At 68.4% G+C, this 15,867-nt stretch carries 13 protein-coding genes; 7 read left to right on the top strand and 6 right to left on the bottom strand.

Features of this window, described 5'->3' with window-relative positions:
• Positions 1–321 precede the first annotated feature (321 nt).
• Complete coding sequence (locus AC07TY_RS15630) at positions 322–3,537, bottom strand: ricin-type beta-trefoil lectin domain protein (RefSeq protein WP_494785927.1); 3,216 nt, start codon at positions 3,535–3,537, stop codon at positions 322–324.
• Between the two features lie 108 nt (positions 3,538–3,645).
• On the bottom strand, positions 3,646–6,513 hold the full coding sequence (locus AC07TY_RS15625; protein WP_494785926.1) for a ricin-type beta-trefoil lectin domain protein: 2,868 nt from the start codon (positions 6,511–6,513) through the stop codon (positions 3,646–3,648).
• A 227-nt stretch (positions 6,514–6,740) separates the two neighbouring features.
• Here AC07TY_RS15625 and dnaK point away from each other — a divergent pair, with 227 nt between their 5' ends.
• The 6 genes from dnaK (at position 6,741) to AC07TY_RS15595 (ending at position 11,948) form a co-directional block, all read left to right on the top strand.
• Entirely contained in the window at positions 6,741–8,597 is a 1,857-nt protein-coding gene (dnaK, locus tag AC07TY_RS15620) for a molecular chaperone DnaK (RefSeq protein ID WP_123505714.1), read from the top strand.
• A gap of 3 nt (positions 8,598–8,600) precedes the next feature.
• Positions 8,601–9,191, top strand: a complete 591-nt coding sequence (locus tag AC07TY_RS15615; protein ID WP_123505713.1) for a nucleotide exchange factor GrpE — start codon at positions 8,601–8,603, stop codon at positions 9,189–9,191.
• 105 nt (positions 9,192–9,296) lie between these two features.
• A complete protein-coding gene (locus AC07TY_RS15610) occupies positions 9,297–10,310 on the top strand; it encodes a DnaJ C-terminal domain-containing protein (RefSeq protein WP_494785925.1) in 1,014 nt (337 codons plus the stop codon).
• Between the two features lie 51 nt (positions 10,311–10,361).
• Positions 10,362–10,775, top strand: a complete 414-nt coding sequence (locus tag AC07TY_RS15605; protein ID WP_123505711.1) for a heat shock protein transcriptional repressor HspR — start codon at positions 10,362–10,364, stop codon at positions 10,773–10,775.
• A 7-nt stretch (positions 10,776–10,782) separates the two neighbouring features.
• A complete protein-coding gene (locus AC07TY_RS15600; protein WP_494785924.1) occupies positions 10,783–11,514 on the top strand; it encodes a phosphotransferase in 732 nt (243 codons plus the stop codon).
• Positions 11,515–11,534: 20 nt separating this feature from the next.
• Positions 11,535–11,948 carry a hypothetical protein gene (locus tag AC07TY_RS15595; protein WP_494785923.1) on the top strand — a complete coding sequence of 138 codons (414 nt, stop codon included), beginning with the start codon at positions 11,535–11,537 and terminating at the stop codon, positions 11,946–11,948.
• 3 nt (positions 11,949–11,951) lie between these two features.
• Here the strand turns inward: AC07TY_RS15595 and AC07TY_RS15590 are convergent, their stop codons facing one another.
• The gene (locus AC07TY_RS15590; protein ID WP_494785922.1) at positions 11,952–12,632 is read right to left on the bottom strand and encodes a GntR family transcriptional regulator; all 681 of its coding nucleotides are present in this window, start codon (positions 12,630–12,632) and stop codon (positions 11,952–11,954) included.
• 101 nt (positions 12,633–12,733) lie between these two features.
• On the opposite strand from AC07TY_RS15590, the gene AC07TY_RS15585 reads away from it, so the two are divergent.
• The gene (locus AC07TY_RS15585) at positions 12,734–13,858 is read left to right on the top strand and encodes a class I SAM-dependent methyltransferase (protein ID WP_494785921.1); all 1,125 of its coding nucleotides are present in this window, start codon (positions 12,734–12,736) and stop codon (positions 13,856–13,858) included.
• A gap of 382 nt (positions 13,859–14,240) precedes the next feature.
• Here the strand turns inward: AC07TY_RS15585 and AC07TY_RS15580 are convergent, their stop codons facing one another.
• From AC07TY_RS15580 to AC07TY_RS15570, 3 genes are all read right to left on the bottom strand, one after another.
• A complete protein-coding gene (locus AC07TY_RS15580) occupies positions 14,241–14,684 on the bottom strand; it encodes a pilus assembly protein CpaE (RefSeq protein WP_123505707.1) in 444 nt (147 codons plus the stop codon).
• A gap of 119 nt (positions 14,685–14,803) precedes the next feature.
• On the bottom strand, positions 14,804–15,247 hold the full coding sequence (locus AC07TY_RS15575; RefSeq protein ID WP_494785920.1) for a DUF3060 domain-containing protein: 444 nt from the start codon (positions 15,245–15,247) through the stop codon (positions 14,804–14,806).
• Positions 15,247–15,675: a DUF3060 domain-containing protein gene (locus AC07TY_RS15570; protein ID WP_494785919.1), complete on the bottom strand. Its 429-nt coding sequence runs from the start codon at positions 15,673–15,675 to the stop codon at positions 15,247–15,249. The genes AC07TY_RS15575 and AC07TY_RS15570 overlap by 1 nt, the downstream gene beginning before the upstream one ends.
• Positions 15,676–15,867: the final 192 nt, after the last annotated feature.

The following is a 15,867-nucleotide window of genomic DNA, read 5'->3' as shown; positions in this document are numbered from 1 at the left end:
TCGTGAAGTCTAGGGTTCGTCGAATTTCCACCACGGTAGCGCGAATCGACTGTCTGCCCCCCATTCGGGTGCCATCACTAGTGATTCTGTCGAACTGGTTCGGTCGGTGGGATTCTGATGGCGTCGGAAGAGACGCCGGCCTCGATGCCCGAATCATCGAGATGCACCAGAGGGGCTGCCGCGAGAATCAGCGGGGGACGACACGCCGGTGGGGGGCCACGGTCGTGTCGTCCGCTGACGCGGCAGCCCGCCTCTGCTCCAGGGGAAGCGCGAAAGAGGGCGACCGGCCGTCGACCAGTCGCCCTCTTCGTCACGTGGGTGCTACTTAGGGTCCTTCGGCGTCCACTTGCCGTACGCGACAGATGACGTCTTGCCGTCCCTCGCGGTCTGGTCGAAGCTCAGCGTGTATGTGTGCTCCGGGTTCCAGACGCGCGTGGCAGTCCACGCGCCCTTCGCGTCCGCCGTGACGGACTGGTACGTCGTCGCGGTCGTGGCCGACTTGACGGCGATGGTCGCGAACGGCGTGGCGGTCCCGCGGAACGTCGCGTGGACCCCGGCCCCCTGGGCGGCGCCCAGAGCAACACCCGAGACCTGCAGCGGAGTGAAGACCGGTGCCTTGATGCCGATGGTCGTCGTGCTGGTGGTCTTGTCGGGGTTGGTCTGCGTGACCGTGACCTGGTAGTCGTTCGACGGGCCCCAGTTGCGCTCGGGGAGTGCCCAGGTGCCGTCGGCGGTGACCTTGGCGCTGCCCATCGGCACGTTCCAGCCGTTGGTGGCGTTGACGGCGGTGATGCCGGCGCCGGGGGTCCCCTTGCCGCGCAGGATGTTCAGTCCCGGTCGGTACGTCGCGCCGTCGGGGATGCTCGTGACGGCGACCGGCACGTTCGCCTCCTTGGGCTTGAGGTGGATCACGGTGGTCTTCACATCGGCGCCCTTGGTAGCCGTGACGGTGATGTCGTAGCCGGCCGTCGTGGGTCCGAGGTTGCGGCTGAACGTCCAGTCGCCCTTCGAATCAGCAGTGTGGCTTCCCATCGGGGTACCCCACTGGTTGACGGCCGTGATCCGGGCGCCGGCCGTCGCAGTTCCGCGGAACTCGGCCACGCCGACGTCGTAGGTCGAGCCGTCGGCGGGCGACGACACGACGAGCGGACGCGAACCCGCGTAGTCGAGGTGCACGGTGGACGAAGACGAACCGGCAGGGCTCGTCTGCGTGAACGTGATGTCGTATCCGGTCGTCGTCGGTCCGAGGTTGCGAGCGAAGGTCCACGCGCCATCCTTGACGGTGGCGCGCCCCATCAGGGTGCCCCACTGGTTCGTCGCCGTCACCGTGGCGCCGTCGGTGCCGGTGCCCGCGAACGTCGAGATGCCGTCGACGTAGGTGTCGCCGTCGCTGTGCGACGTCACCGCGAACGGAGCGTCGGCCGTCGGGACGACGTCGACCGTGACGCGGGAGCGCGTCGTCACGTGGGCGTTCTGACTCTGCTCGACCGTGAAGGTGTGCTCGCCCGGGGTCAGGTCTGCGAGGGGCACCGCGTAGGTCCCCTCGTCGCCCGCGCCGCGCTTGCTGGCCTTCGCCATCGTCTCGCCGAGGACCTCGTCGCCTTCCTTCACGACGACGGTGGTGTCGCGAAGGGCGCTGCCCCGGAGCTCCGTCGAGTCGCCGACGATCTCGTCGCCGTCATCGAGCCCCTCGATCGTGACGACGTTCTTCGCGTCGACGTCGATCTCGATCGACTGCTCGTTGCCGAAGAGCCGCTGGACCGCGCTGAACGGAATGTTCTCGAACGCGCGGAGGACGCTCGAGTGCACTTTCGAGGTCCACTTGCCGTCGGCGTCGACGTCGTCGGCGTAGATCACGAGGGGCGCCGGACCGAACGGCACGTCGGCCAGGACCTCGACGATTCGCCCGTCAGCGCCGATGCCCGACACCTCCAGATCGTCGCCGTCGATCGCGACGTCCAGGCTGAACGGGACAGCCTCGGTGTCGGCCGGGGCGGTGAACTTCGCGATGCTGGCGCCTCGGACCGAGATGAGGTCGAGTCGTTCCTCGGTCGACGACGGCGCGAGGCTGACGTTCTGTCGCGACGCGGGATTGCGGATCTCGCCGTCTGCGGCGACGAACCACTGCTGGTCGAGTTCGTTGGTGCAGTCCTGGAGGGTGAGTCGACGATCCTGCACGTCAGGCTTCGCGTCGGTCAGGCAGAGCTCACCCGAGGCGTCCGTGATCGGTACGTCGACGCCGCGCTTCACAGTAAGCGGCATGGCACCGACCCCGGCCTCGTCGGAGGACTGCTCTTTTCCGTTGGAACTGACGAGGTGGCCGTCGTCCGTCGTCGTGAAGCCGGCGTTGAAGGCCTTGCCAGGAAGTCCCGCGTAGCGGAACACGGCAGGGTAGGTGTCTGCTTCCGCCGCGTCGGCGGTGACGTCTACGGCGATCGTGTCGCGCGTGACGACGGTCGGGGCGTCTCGTTGCGCCTGCTCGACTGTCAGAGTGTGCTGGCCCGCCGTCAGGCCTCGCACGGGGATGGAATAGGTGCCGGCATCGGATGCCGCGCGGGTCGGGGCGGGCTTCGCCTCCGCTTCTCCGACGACGGTCTCGCCATTCTTGACGACAACCCTGGCGCCCGCCTGGGCCGCGCCCGAGAGGGTGAGGGCATCTGAGTCGACCGTCCCGTCGATGGGGTCGATCGTGACGACGTTCTTCGCATCGAGCGGCGTCTCGAATTCGACATCCTGACCGAGGAAGCTCGAGACGCCTGTGAGAGTGATGTCCGGGAAGCGATCGAGGATGCTGGTCGGGATCGAGACCGACCAGTTGCCCTCGGGATCGGCTCGACGCGAGGCGAAGACCGTGTTCTCGTCGTTGACGCCGCCCGACACCTTCACGTACGAGTCGGGGTGGGCCGAGCCGGAGAATGTGACCTGCTTGGGAGTGAGGTCGGCGTGCACCGTGAACTCACCGGCCCCGACGCCCTCGGGTGCGCTCAGGAGAGCTGGTGCGCTCGGGGTGAACCGGGCGGTCAGTGCCGCTGTGGATCCCGTGACCGCCGGGGCGAGGGCGGTGCCGGTGAGAGCGTGGATGACCGAGCCGTCGGAGAGCACGGCCCAGTTCTGATCCGTCTCGCCGGTGCACTCCGTCATCCCGACACCCCACTCGCCCTGGCTTCCCCAGCCCGGAGCGAGCGCCAGACAGGTGCCGTCGGCGGCATCGCGGATCTGCTGGAAACCGCCGAGGGTGAATGAGAGAGTGCTCGCCTCGGGGGCCGCAGCGGCGAACGACGTCGCGACCGCGTTGGAGCTCGTGAGCGAGCCGGTTCCGTCGACGGAGAAGCCCCCGAAGCGGTAGCCGCCTCCTCCGTCGCTCCACCGGAAGACGAGCGGGTTGTCGGTGATGGTGCTCGCGCGCGTCTGCGACTGCGACGATGCGGGGCTCTCGGCGAAGGCTGCGGTCTGCAGTCCGGCGGCCAGAAGCGCCCCGAGGCTGAGTGCCGATGTCGCAGCGATCGCTCGGCGGCGCTGGCGGGAGGATGACTTCATGTGTGTTCCTTTTGTACGGGCCCGAGGGCGATGCTGGTGCGATGGAGGCGGCGGAGCCCAGCGCAGTATGCGGCGCTGGGCTCCGCCGCTCAGAGTGAGAGACCGGACCTAGTTCGCCGACGGGGCCTCGACGATGACCGTCGCCGTGCTGGTGGTCTTGTCGGGGTTGGTTTGGGTGACCTTGATCTGGTAGTCGTTCGAGGGGCCCCAGTTGCGCTCGGGAAGCGCCCAGCTGCCGTCGGCAGCGACCTTCGCGGTACCCATCGGAACGTTCCAGTTGTTGGTGGCGTTGACGGCCGCGACCGTGGCGCCGGGGGTGCCGGTGCCGCGGAGGATGTTCGTGCCGGGCGTGTAGGTGGCACCGTCGGCGATGCTCGTCACCGTGACGGGAACGTTCGCCGGCTTCTCATAGTCGAGGTGCAACGAGACGGTCTTCGCCTCGGTTCCCTTCAGCGTCTGGGTGAAGACGATGTCGTAGCCCGCAGAGGTCGACCCGAGGTTGCGCGCGAACGTCCAGATCCCGTTCTTCACCGTGGCCGAGCCCATCGGCGTCCCCCACTGGTTCTTCGCCGTCACCGTCGCGCCTTCCGCGCCGGTGCCGGAGAATGTGGCGATCCCGTCGGCGTACGTGTCGCCGGTGGTGTGGCTGGTGACTGCGAGATCAGCCGCTTGGAGCACGCGGGTCACCGCGTGGGTGACGGTCTGCTTGTCCGCGCCAGCGGTCTGCGTGACGGTCAGAGTCGACGTGCCGAGGCTGAGTCCGGCAGTCAGGCTGGCGGACCAGGTGCCGTCCTCCTTCACCGTCGCGCTGCCGATCTTCGACTTGGGGCCGTAGCTGATGGCGACGGTCGATTTCGGCTCGCCCGTGCCCGTGAAGACAGGACGCGAGACGGTGACGGTGGAATCCGCGGCGGGGGAGTCGACGACGGGAGGGGCGATACCGTCCTGGACTTCGACGGTCACGCTGGACCGGGTCGTGGCGTTGTCGTTCTGACGCTGTTCGACGGTCAGCGTGTGCTCGCCGGGGGTGAGGCCCGACACGGGGACCGCGAAGGTGCCCTCATCGCCTGCGGCGCGTGCCGCGGCAGGCTCGGCTTCGACCTCGCCGAGAACCTCGTCGCCCTCGAGAACGCGTACTTCCAGGCCCTTGAGAGCAGTACCCGAGATGGAGGTGGACCCGCCGACGATGACGTCGCCGTCGGCGAGGTCCGCGATGGTGACGACGTTCTTGGCATCGAGATCGAACTCGAGGACCTGGGTCTGCGAGAGGTAGCGATCGGTCACGGTGACCCGGGCGTCGGGTACCTGGCGCAGGACGGCGCCCGGGACGACTGCGCTCCATGCGCCCGTCTCGTCGACGCTCCGCCCGGTGAGCTCTTGCGTGAGCCCGTTGATCGTGGCCGTCACGACGATCTCGCTCAACGGCGTCGCGGTGCCGGAGAGGTGGAGTGAGCCGTCGGAGAGATCGGCTGTCGCTCGGAGCGGCTCGGAGAAGACCTGAGGGGCGACGATGGTCATCCAGCGCCCCGCGGCTCCGGAGACCTGCAACGTCCAGGAGCCCGGCGTCGCGCCGGCGACCGGTACGAGGCCACGATCCGCATTGACGTCCTGGATGGTGCCGTCCTCCGTCATCGTCCACTCCTGGTCGGACTCACCGGTGCAGTCGAGGAGACGGGGGCGCTGATCCGCCGCCGAGCGCAGGGGCAGGGTGAGGCACTTCTCGCCGGCTTCGTCGGTGATCGCCGCGTTGGGCGTGCCGAACGAGTAGACGAGAGTCGTCGCTCCGCGTGCGGCATCGTCGTAGTCGCCGGAGGGCGTCGCCGAGAGGTAGCCGTCGGCGTCGGCGACGAAGCCGAGCAGTCGGTCGTCGCCGTCGAGAGACGGCGCGGCGAAGACCGAGGGCACCGCGTAGACGAGGTCGTCCGACCCCGCGACCTGCACGTACGCGTCGAAGGTGCCGGAGGCACTGGTCTCCGTGACCTTCACGAGCACCTCGGCCATCGCGCGGGCAGTCCGGGTCGAGAGGGTCGCCTTGACGGAGTAGGTTCCGTCCGGCGCGACGACCGCGTCGCCCTTCACCGCTTCGGGCTCGATGAGCCCCGAGACGACGATCTCGGCCCCCGGGGTGCCCCGGCCGGTGATTGCGACAGATCCGTCGTCGAGCTTCGCGCTCTCGGTGGAGACGGGTCCTGAGTCGTGCCGCTGCACCACGGTCTTCGTAGACGACACCCGTCCGTCTTTCGACGTGGCTGTCACGACGAGCTCGTCGAGGGGCGCGACTCCTCGTGCGATCAGGCCGAAGAGACCGCGGGTGTCTCGCGAGCCGATCGTCGTCGTCGCGACGGTCGTGCCGTCGAGCTGCACCGTGACCGTGGTGCCGGCACCGGCCTTGCCGCCGACGATGGCGGCGCCCGCTGTATCGAAGGCGAAGACGTCCTCGAGCCGCGGTCCAGCCTCCGGAGGCTCGATGGCCTCGTCGGGCTGGAAGTTGTCGGCGACGCCGGCCTGGGCGAAACCGGCGGTGCCCTTCTCGACGAAGGAGAGCCCCTGCGAGGAGGCTCCCAGGACGGCGTCGGGGAAGCCGGCCAGCCGGATGTTCAGCTCGCCACCCGTCTGGAACGTCTCGTAAGCCTGTCGCGGGTCATCTGCGTTGCACGAGACGAACCGAACATCCGGGACGTGGGTGAGGCACCTGTCGGCCGCCCGGACCAGGCCTGTCTCGCCGACCCTGGGCAGGGAGAATCGCGCCGCCGCGGCCGTAGCCTCCGAGACGGATGCCGAAGGCGCGCCCGCGGCGATCCCTCGAGGCCCGGTCGTGGGTGTGGTGATGGGCACGAAGGAGCCGGCGCCGTCGGCGAGGACGAACGGGCCGGCGATGCGGGTGGTTGCGGCTACTGCCGGGGTGGCGGCGATGGCGCTGACACCGACGGCCAGGAGGCAGGTCGAGGCGAGGCCCAGGGTACGGAATGACTTCATGAAGCTGCTTTCATCAATGGGATTATTCACATGATATGTCACATGCATCTATTGTCCTGGTCAAAGTCCTTACGAGATGATTGGCATTCGAAGTTGAGCCTCGGGCGCTCAAGTCTTCCGGGGGAAGACTTGACTCGAGTCGAAGGTCGAGTAAACTTGAGCGCGTCGGACTCAACTCCGACTCACAGGTTTTAGGTACACCAAGCACGACGAAGGAGAACAGCCACATGGCACGTGCAGTAGGAATCGACCTCGGAACCACCAACTCGGTGGTCGCCGTCCTCGAAGGCGGCGAGCCCACCGTCATCGCCAACGCCGAGGGTCTTCGAACGACCCCGTCGGTCGTCGCGTTCACGAAAGACGGCGAGGTGCTCGTCGGCGAGACCGCGAAGCGCCAGGCCGTCACCAACGTCGACCGCACCATCGCGTCGGTGAAGCGTCACATCGGCACCGACTGGAAGGTCGAGATCGACGACAAGAAGTACACGCCGCAGGAGATCTCGGCCCGCATCCTGGGCAAGCTCAAGCGCGACGCCGAGCAGTACCTCGGCGAAGACGTGACTGACGCGGTCATCACCGTTCCGGCCTACTTCAACGACTCCGAGCGCCAGGCCACCAAGGAGGCCGGCGAGATCGCGGGCCTCAACGTGCTCCGCATCATCAACGAGCCGACCGCGGCCGCTCTGGCCTACGGCCTCGACAAGGGCAAGGAGGACGAGCTCATCCTGGTCTTCGACCTCGGTGGCGGCACGTTCGACGTCTCGCTGCTCGAGGTGGGTAAGGACGACGACTTCTCCACCATTCAGGTGCGCTCCACCTCGGGCGACAACCGCCTCGGCGGCGACGACTGGGACAATCGCATCGTCGAGCACCTCATCAAGAAGTTCAAGGATGCCAACGGCGTCGACCTCTCGACTGACAAGATCGCCAAGCAGCGCCTCAAGGAGGCCGCCGAGCAGGCTAAGAAGGAGCTCAGCTCCTCGTCGTCGACCAGCATCCAGCTCCCCTACCTCACGCTCACCGCCGATGGCCCCCTCAACCTCGACGAGACCATCTCGCGTTCGCAGTTCGAGCAGTGGACCTCCGACCTCCTCGACCGCACCAAGAAGCCGTTCAACGACGTCATCAAGGAGGCCGGTGTCAAGGTCGGCGACATCGCGCACGTCGTCCTCGTCGGCGGCTCGACCCGCATGCCCGCCGTCTGGGAGGTCGTTAAGCAGCTGACCGGTGGCCAGGACCCGAACAAGGGCGTGAACCCCGACGAGGTCGTCGCCGTGGGTGCGGCCCTCCAGGCCGGTGTCCTCAAGGGCGAGCGCAAGGACGTCCTGCTCATCGACGTCACCCCCCTGTCGCTCGGTATCGAGACCAAGGGCGGCGCGATGACCAAGCTCATCGAGCGCAACACGGCCATCCCGACCAAGCGCAGCGAGACCTTCACGACGGCCGACGACAACCAGCCGTCCGTCGCGATCCAGGTCTTCCAGGGCGAGCGCGAGTTCACCCGCGACAACAAGAACCTCGGCACGTTCGAGCTGACCGGCATCGCTCCGGCTCCGCGCGGCATCCCGCAGATCGAGGTCACTTTCGACATCGACGCCAACGGCATCGTGCACGTCTCCGCGAAAGACAAGGGCACCGGCAAGGAGCAGTCGATGGTCATCTCGGGCGGCTCGTCGCTCTCGAAGGACGACATCGAGCGCATGGTCCGCGAGGCGGAGGAGCACGCCGCCGAAGACAAGGCGCGCCGCGAGGCCAACGAGCTCCGCAACTCGGGCGAGCAGCTGGTCTACTCGATCGAGAAGCTCCTGAAGGAGAACGACGAGAAGCTCCCCGCCGACGTCAAGACCGAGGTCCAGGGCGACGTCGATGCGCTGAAGACCGCGCTCGCCGGCGACGACGAGGCGGCCATCAAGCCAGCCGTCGACAAGCTGACCGAGTCGCAGCAGAAGATCGGCCAGGCGCTCTACGCATCCGACCAGGCCTCCGCTTCGGCTCCGACCGACGAGCCCGCCTCCGAGACCCCGGCCGACGACGAGGACATCGTCGACGCCGAGGTCGTGGACGACGAAGACGACAAGAAGTAGCCCGTGACCGACGACAAGAACGGCACCCCCGAAGAAGAGCCGCTCCAGCCGACCCCGGAGTCGCCCAGCGAAGACGGCGGCACGGCCGACGTCGAGGGCGCGGAAGAGCTCGTCGAGGCCGAGGGCCCCGATGTCGAGCTGTCGGTCGAAGACGAGGCGATCCTGGATCAGGCCTCCGTCGACCTCGTGGCCGACATGCGCCAGGACATGCTCCGTGCGCAGGCCGAGCTGGTCAACTTCCGAAAGCGCGTCGAGCGCGACCGGGAGGCGAACCGGGACGCCGTTGTGGCCGAGGTGATCCGAGCGATCCTCCCGGCTCTCGACGATCTCAGCCGCGCTGAGCAGCACGGCGACCTCACCGAGGGCCCGATGGTGGTCATCGCGCAGAAGCTCCGCAGCGGATTCGATCGCTTCGGACTCACGCAGATCGGAGCCAAGGGCGACGTGTTCGACCCGAAGTTCCACGAGGCGATCGTCCAGCTCCCCACGGCCGACGTCACGGTCAACACCGTGGCCGATGTCATCGAGCCGGGCTATGTGCTCGGCGAGAGAGTGCTCCGGGCGGCCAAAGTCGCCGTCTCGGTCCCGGCCTAGGCGCTACAGCTCCACCGGCGGCGGGCTCCCTCCAGGGGCCCGCCGCCATACTGATACTTCCGCGTCCTTCGAGGGGCGCGAGTGACACACAGAAGGGCGGCACGAGTGGCCAGCCAGGATTGGTTCGACAAGGACTTCTACGCCGTGCTCGGCGTGTCCAAAGACGTGACCCCCGCGGAGCTCAAGAAGGTCTACCGCAAGCTCGCCCGCCAGTACCACCCCGACTCGAACCCCGGCGATGCCAAGGCCGAGGCCAAGTTCAAGGAGATCTCCGAGGCCAACTCGGTGCTCTCCGACGCCGCGCAGCGCAAGGAGTACGACCAGATCCGCGCCATGGGCTCGGGCGCGCGCTTCACGGCGGGTGCCGGCGGCCAGGGTGGCGGGGGAGGCTTCGAGGACGTCTTCGGCGGCATGTTCGGCCAGGGCGGCCGACAGGGCGCGGGCGCCGGGCAGTATCCTTCAGGAGCGCGGGGCGGCGGCTTCGAGGACATCTTCTCCGGCATGTTCGGCGGCGGCGGCTTCGGCCAGACCAGCGGCGGCTACCGGGGATACGGCGGCCCGAGCAAGGGTCGCGACATCGTCGCCTCGACCACCCTCGACTTCCGCACGGCCATCACCGGCGACACCATCACGCTGACGCAGTCCCAGGGCAAGCCCATCAAGGTGCGCGTGCCCGCTGGCGTCCACGACGGCCAGAAGATCCGTCTGCGCGGCCGCGGCGAGCCCAGCCTCGACGGTGGCGAGTCGGGCGACATCGTCCTGACGATCGCCGTCCGCCCGCACCCCGTGTTCGAGCGCGACGGGCTCAATCTGCGACTCGATGTCCCGGTGACCTTCGCCGAGGCTGCCCTCGGCGCCACCATCGAGGTGCCCACGCTCAGCGGCGAGAACGTCCGCCTGCGCGTCGCGCCCGGGACGCCCAGCGGCCGCGTCCTGCGGGTCAAGGGCCGCGGGGTCGATGCGAAAGACGGAAAGGGCGACCTGCTCGCCACCGTCCAGGTGGCCGTGCCTTCGCACCTCAGCGACAAGGCCAAGGCGGCTGTCGAGGCCCTCGTCGCGGCGCTGCCCGTCGAGAACCCGCGCGGCGACCTGCTCGACCGGGCCAAGCAGAACTCGTAGCCCCGATCCTCGTAGTCTGACGACTATCCCGAGCCGGTGAGGAGGCCGACCATGGACGAGTACTCGCCGATCTTCGCGATCGCGGTCGCTGCCGAGCTCGCTGAGATGCACCCGCAGACGCTCCGCCAGTACGACCGCCTCGGACTCGTCATCCCGACGCGGACGGCTGGCAAGTCGCGGCGCTACTCGATGCGCGACGTCAATCAGCTGCGCGAGATCTCCCGCCTCAGCGGCGAGGGCGTCAGCCTGGAGGGCATCAAGCGGATCCTCGAGCTGGAGAACCACGTGACCGCCCTGCAGTCGCGGGTACGCGAGCTCGAGTCTGCGCTCGCCGACGAGCTGCTGAACCGACCGGGGTCGCGGGTGTTCGCGGCGTCGTCCGGCGGCGGCGTGGTGCCGCTTCGGGCCGGGCGGCGGCCGGAGCGCCCGACGCAGGTGGTGCTGTGGCGGCCCGAGGGGCGGTGAGGCGGCGGTGAGCTTCGTCCGGCCGGCGCAGGTGCCGCGAGGCCCCGTTCCTGCGCCCCCTCGGGTCGTCGAGCTGGCGGCAGGAGACGCGATCATGCCGGTCTGGGTGAACGAGGTGGGCGGTCTGACGTTCCAGCTCGGCGAGGGCGACACCCGGCGGTTCGCCAAGTGGGCCCCGCACGGACGCGGCCTCGACCTGGCCGGCGAATTGGAGCGACTGCGCTGGGCCGTCGACCACGCGCCGGTGCCGCGAGTGCTCGACGAGGGGCGCGACGCTGACGCCGAGTGGCTGGTGACGGCGGGGCTGCCGGGCCGGAGCGCGGTGGACGATCGGTGGCTCGCTGATCCTGCGCGGGCTGTGTCGGCGTGCGGTCGGGCGCTGAGGGCGTTCCACGACACCGTGCCCGTCGACGGCTGCCCGTTCGACTGGTCGATCGAGGAGCGGGCCGCAGGCTCCACGTTCGACACCCGCGACGCCCCGCCGATCGACCGGCTCGTCGTCTGCCACGGCGACCCCTGCGTGCCCAACACGATCCTGAACGACGACGGCTCGTGGTCGGGCATGGTCGACCTCGACGCGCTCGGAACCGCCGACCGCTGGGCCGACATCGCGGTCGCGACGATGAGCCTGGCCTGGAACTACGGCCCCGGATGGGACGCACCTTTTCTCGAGGCGTACGGCGTCGACGACGACCCCGCGCGCATCGGGTTCTACCGGTCGCTCTGGAACCGCACCTGAGACCGGGCTAGGGTCGGGCCATGAAGAAGGTGTCAGGGACCATCTCTCATCCGCTCACCGTCGAGGAGCCGATCGTGCTCACCGGGGTCGCTCCGAGGGGAGCGCTGGTCTGCGAAGGTGGTTCGCTCGACCTCCGCGGCGTCGTCGGCGACCGGCTGACGATCGAGCCGGGCGGGTACGTGCTCCTCAGCGGCACCTGCGACGCGACGGTCGCGATCCACTCCGGCGGGTTGCTCGAGATCGCAGGCACGCTGAACGGCCGCATCGCTCGCAACGACGGGGAGGTCTGGGCCATGGCGGGCTCGACCATTCAGGGACGGCTGCTGACGGCGCTCGGTCTGCTTGGGCCTCTTGACCCGGAGGCGACAGTCGAGGCGGGAGCGCCGCGGTTCCGGTTGACGTCGGTCGGAGGTCTTCTCGAGGTAGTGCCCTAGCCGTCAGGTGGTGTGCGCGTCGAGGAGGCTCTCGGAGCAGGGAGCGGGGAGCTGGTGCAGAGTCTCCGCGGCGAGTTCTGCTGCGATCGCGTCGCAGGCGAGAGTGGCCTGCCGCAGAGCGCTGTATGACCGCGTGAGCCGCGGCTGGCCGAAGATCTCAGTGATGTTGGGCAGACGCAGCTTGTAGGCGAGACCCGCCGTGGTGTCGTGGCAGACTCGCTGCAGATGCGGATTGCCGCAGTAGTCGACGAAGAGGTCGAAGGCTGCATACGTGTGGACGTTGAGGGCCAGGCCGTCATCGTTCTGGAGATCCGCCAGGCAGGTGTCGAGGGTGGCGACGATCTGCCTCCTCACCGGATCGGGCAGGACCGGCGTCGCCAGCCGAACCGCGCCTCCGAACAGGACCCCCAGCGTCTGGATGACCTGGACGGCCTCCTCCGCCCGGGGGACGGCGACGCGGGTGTGCTTGTTCGGCACGATCTCGACGAAGCCCGCGTGCGCGAGATCGCTCAGCGCCTCCCGCACAGGTGTCCGCGAGCAGCCCAGCCACGAGATGAGGTCGTCGTCGGCCAGGCGCTCTCCTGGTTCGAGGATGCCGGACAGGATCGCCTTGAGGATCTCTTCGCGGATCCGGTCGCGCATGAGCGTGCGTGGACTCGAGCGTTGGGTCTCGGGGATGGGCATAGACACAGCGTTTCGCAACAGTTGCCGTTTGTCAAATGTTTTATGCACATATTACGTTCGGGATCTACCGACCGGGCTGTGCACATCACTACGCTTGGCTCATGCCCCTCGACCTCGCCGCCCTCCGCCGCCGTCCCGACTTCGAGGCGCCGAACCTGGTCGCGGTCGATGCCACCGATCGGCTGCTCCTCGATGAGGCGACCGCGACGCTCTCGGCACTCGGCTCCGGACAGCTCGCCGTCATCGGCGATCACTACGGCGCGCTCACCCTCGGCGCCGCGTCGGCGCACGGGCTGACCGGCATCCGCGTGTTCCAAGATCCGCTCGTGTCCGAGCTCGCACTCGATGCCAACGCGGCCGAGGTCGGTCTCGAGGGCACGTATGCGCACCACTCCCTCGACGGGGCGCTGGTCGACGGGGCCAGGGCCATCCTGCTCCAGCTGCCCCGCTCGCTCGCCGCGCTCGACGAGATCGCCGGCCTCGTCGCGCGCCACGCCCATCCCGAGGTCGTCGTCTACGCCGGCGGAAGGCTCAAGCACATGACGACCGCGATGAACGACGTGCTCCGCGAGCACTTCGAGGTGCTCTACGCGGGTCTGGCGCGGCAGAAGTCGCGCGTGCTGACAGCGTCCGAGCCGGTCGACCCGCCGGTGGAGTCGGCCTGGCCACGCTCTCAACGGCACGATGATCTCGGCCTCGCCGTCGCCGCGTTCGGCGCCACGTTCGCCGGCGCGAAGATCGACATCGGCACGCGCGCCCTGCTCGACGTGCTGCCGGAGGCCCTTCCGTCGGCCGATGTGATCGTCGACCTGGGGTGCGGGTCGGGTGTGCTCGCGGTCACAGCCGCCCTGACGCGGCCCGAGGCCCGCGTCATCGCGTCCGACCAGAGCGCCTCGGCTGTCGCGTCCGCTCGGGCGACAGCAGAGCTGAATGGCGTCGCCGACCGCGTGACGGTCGTGCGCGACGATGCTCTCTCATCGCAGGCCGAAGGGTCGTGCGATCTGGTGCTGCTGAACCCGCCCTTCCACGTCGACGCCGCGGTCGAGCCCGGCATAGCGCTCAAGCTGTTCGAGGCGGCGGCTCGGGTGCTGCGGCCGGGCGGAGAGCTGTGGACGGTGTACAACTCGCACCTCAAGCACAGAGACACCCTGGAGTCCGTCGTGGGTCAGACGCGTCAGGTCGCGCGCAACCCGAAGTTCACCGTCACGGCCTCCGTCCGACGCTGACGGGCACCCGCGTCAAGCCAGTGGTTCCCGGTGCCGTGCCGTTCCGATGTCGCCGACCTGCTCGAACAGCCAGGCCGTGCTCCGTTCGGCTGCGTCGCCCAGAAGGGCTTCGCGGACTTCCTGCTCTTCGCGCTCGTGACGAAGGGGATCGCCTGTACTCGATTCCGACATGGTCACCTCCCGTTGGCGTATATCGGTTATCCCCGTCGTCCGCAGATCGAGGTGGGATCAGTCTTGCCCCGACCACGAGGTCCGCGTCCGGCTCCCAGGTGAAATTAATCGGCCGTTCTCATACAGTCGGCCCGGACCCCAGCTTGCCCAAGGACAGGTTGCACCTCGTTGCAATCGTCGATAGGAGAGACCGTGAATTCCTGCGACTCGTCTAGTCGAGCCGTTCCTCGATCGTGAGCGACGCCTCGATGTAGGCGAGTAGCGCGCTCCCGTACGCGTTCTCGGCGTCCGGCGCCGCGAACACCTGGATCTCAGCGCCGATCGTGGTGCTCACCTCGAAGTCGCCGGCCTCGGTGCGGGTCAGCGCATGGAACGTCGGGCCCAGCAGGTCTCGAAGCTGGTCCTCGCGCGGCAGCCAGAGCGAGTCGTCGGTCGACACCGAGTCGAGAGCCCACTCGGTGGTGCCGTTGAAGCCGAGCTCCGTGCCGGTCGGGTAGGTGTGCGCCTCGATGGTCATCTCACTGATGGTGAAGATCTCGGGGTCGCCCTCGCCCGGGTCGAAGGCCTCGCTGTCGATGAGAAAGCGGTCTCCGGTTGCGGGTCGCCAGCGGAGTCCGGCGTCGTGGAGGTTTCGGGCGAGAGCGACATCGATCATGCCGCCATCCTGCCCGACGCGGCTCCTGCCTGCTCGTCCGGCCGGGGTGCTCACGGCAGGGGCGCAGGAACGCGGAATGGGCGCCTCCCACAGGAAGGCGCCCATTCCGCGTGCTCGGCTTACTTCGTCGCTGCCGTGATCGTGTTCGCGGCTCCCTTGTCGTCCACTTCCGGCTTCGAGGCGCCGGTGTACTTCACGGCGTTCTCGTTGCCTGACAGGCGGACACGAGTCGTGGCGTCGTCGACCGTGATGGCGTTGCGGTTGCCCTCGACCACGAGGTCGGTGGTGCCCTTCAGCGCGATAGAGGCGCCGGTTCCGACGACGCTGGTCAGATCGCACTTCACGTCGACGGTCTTCGGCTTCTTCGCTGCCTTGAGGGCGTCGGCGTCGATCAGCATGAAGCCGTCGATGCACTTCAGCGTGACTGCCGACGGCACTCGCGTTGCGGTCGGCCCGGTCGGTTCGGGCTCCGTGACCTCGCTGGCGACTGTGCAGCCGGTCAGGGCGGCGCTTGCGCCGATCAGGAGGGCGACGGCGGACAGTCGTGCGGTGGGGCGGCGCATCAGCGTGCCGTGACGGTGTTGCCCGCCGTCGTTCCGGTCGTGACGGTCGGTGCTGCCCCGCCGTGAGTGAGCGCGTTGTCGTTGCCGCCGAAGTCGACCTTCTCGACGCTGGCGACGGTGACCTTGTTGTCGCTGCCCTCGAACACGAGGTGCTTCACGGCGTCGAGGGTGATGGTGCCATTCGTGCCGACGACGCTGACGACGTCGCAGCTTCCGGCCAGGTCGATCTTCGGTTTCTTCGCCGTGGGGGTGAGGACGGCGACGCCGTCGACGCACTTGTTGACTACCGGATCGGCCGGCGTCGGGAGCGAGGCCGTGGGCGTGGGGGCCGAGGTCGAGTCGGCGGTGGTGTCAGTCGAGGTGCAGCCGGCGAGGACAGCGACGAGGCCGGCGCCGAGGGCGAGCGTGAGAATCGGGGTCTTCTTCATGGCGTTCGTGCTTTCTGGCGAGTCGGGGCAGGAGAGTGTGAGGGGGCGGCGGGCCGGTGGGCCCGCCGCCCGGGTGGTGCGGGTGCTACTTGGTGGGGGTGGTGGCGGTCCAGGTGCCGTAGGTGACGCTGTCGGTCTTGCCGTCCTTTGCGACCTGGTCGAAGATGAGGTTGTAGGTGTGTGTGGCGTTCC

The sequence above is a fragment of the Frondihabitans sp. GW821-FHT04F02 genome, assembly GCF_059420045.1.
The sequence above is the reverse complement of the archived record's forward strand: the minus strand, read 5'-3'. Positions and strand labels throughout refer to the sequence as shown.

Coding starts and splice junctions, on each gene's coding strand:
- AC07TY_RS15630 (WP_494785927.1), bottom strand. CDS start 3,537: ATGAAGTCATCCTCCCGCCAGCGCCGCCGAGCGATCGCTGCGACATCG.
- AC07TY_RS15625 (WP_494785926.1), bottom strand. CDS start 6,513: ATGAAGTCATTCCGTACCCTGGGCCTCGCCTCGACCTGCCTCCTGGCC.
- dnaK (WP_123505714.1), top strand. CDS start 6,741: ATGGCACGTGCAGTAGGAATCGACCTCGGAACCACCAACTCGGTGGTC.
- AC07TY_RS15605 (WP_123505711.1), top strand. CDS start 10,362: ATGGACGAGTACTCGCCGATCTTCGCGATCGCGGTCGCTGCCGAGCTC.
- AC07TY_RS15595 (WP_494785923.1), top strand. CDS start 11,535: ATGAAGAAGGTGTCAGGGACCATCTCTCATCCGCTCACCGTCGAGGAG.
- AC07TY_RS15590 (WP_494785922.1), bottom strand. CDS start 12,632: ATGCCCATCCCCGAGACCCAACGCTCGAGTCCACGCACGCTCATGCGC.
- AC07TY_RS15585 (WP_494785921.1), top strand. CDS start 12,734: ATGCCCCTCGACCTCGCCGCCCTCCGCCGCCGTCCCGACTTCGAGGCG.
- AC07TY_RS15580 (WP_123505707.1), bottom strand. CDS start 14,684: ATGATCGATGTCGCTCTCGCCCGAAACCTCCACGACGCCGGACTCCGC.
- AC07TY_RS15575 (WP_494785920.1), bottom strand. CDS start 15,247: ATGCGCCGCCCCACCGCACGACTGTCCGCCGTCGCCCTCCTGATCGGC.
- AC07TY_RS15570 (WP_494785919.1), bottom strand. CDS start 15,675: ATGAAGAAGACCCCGATTCTCACGCTCGCCCTCGGCGCCGGCCTCGTC.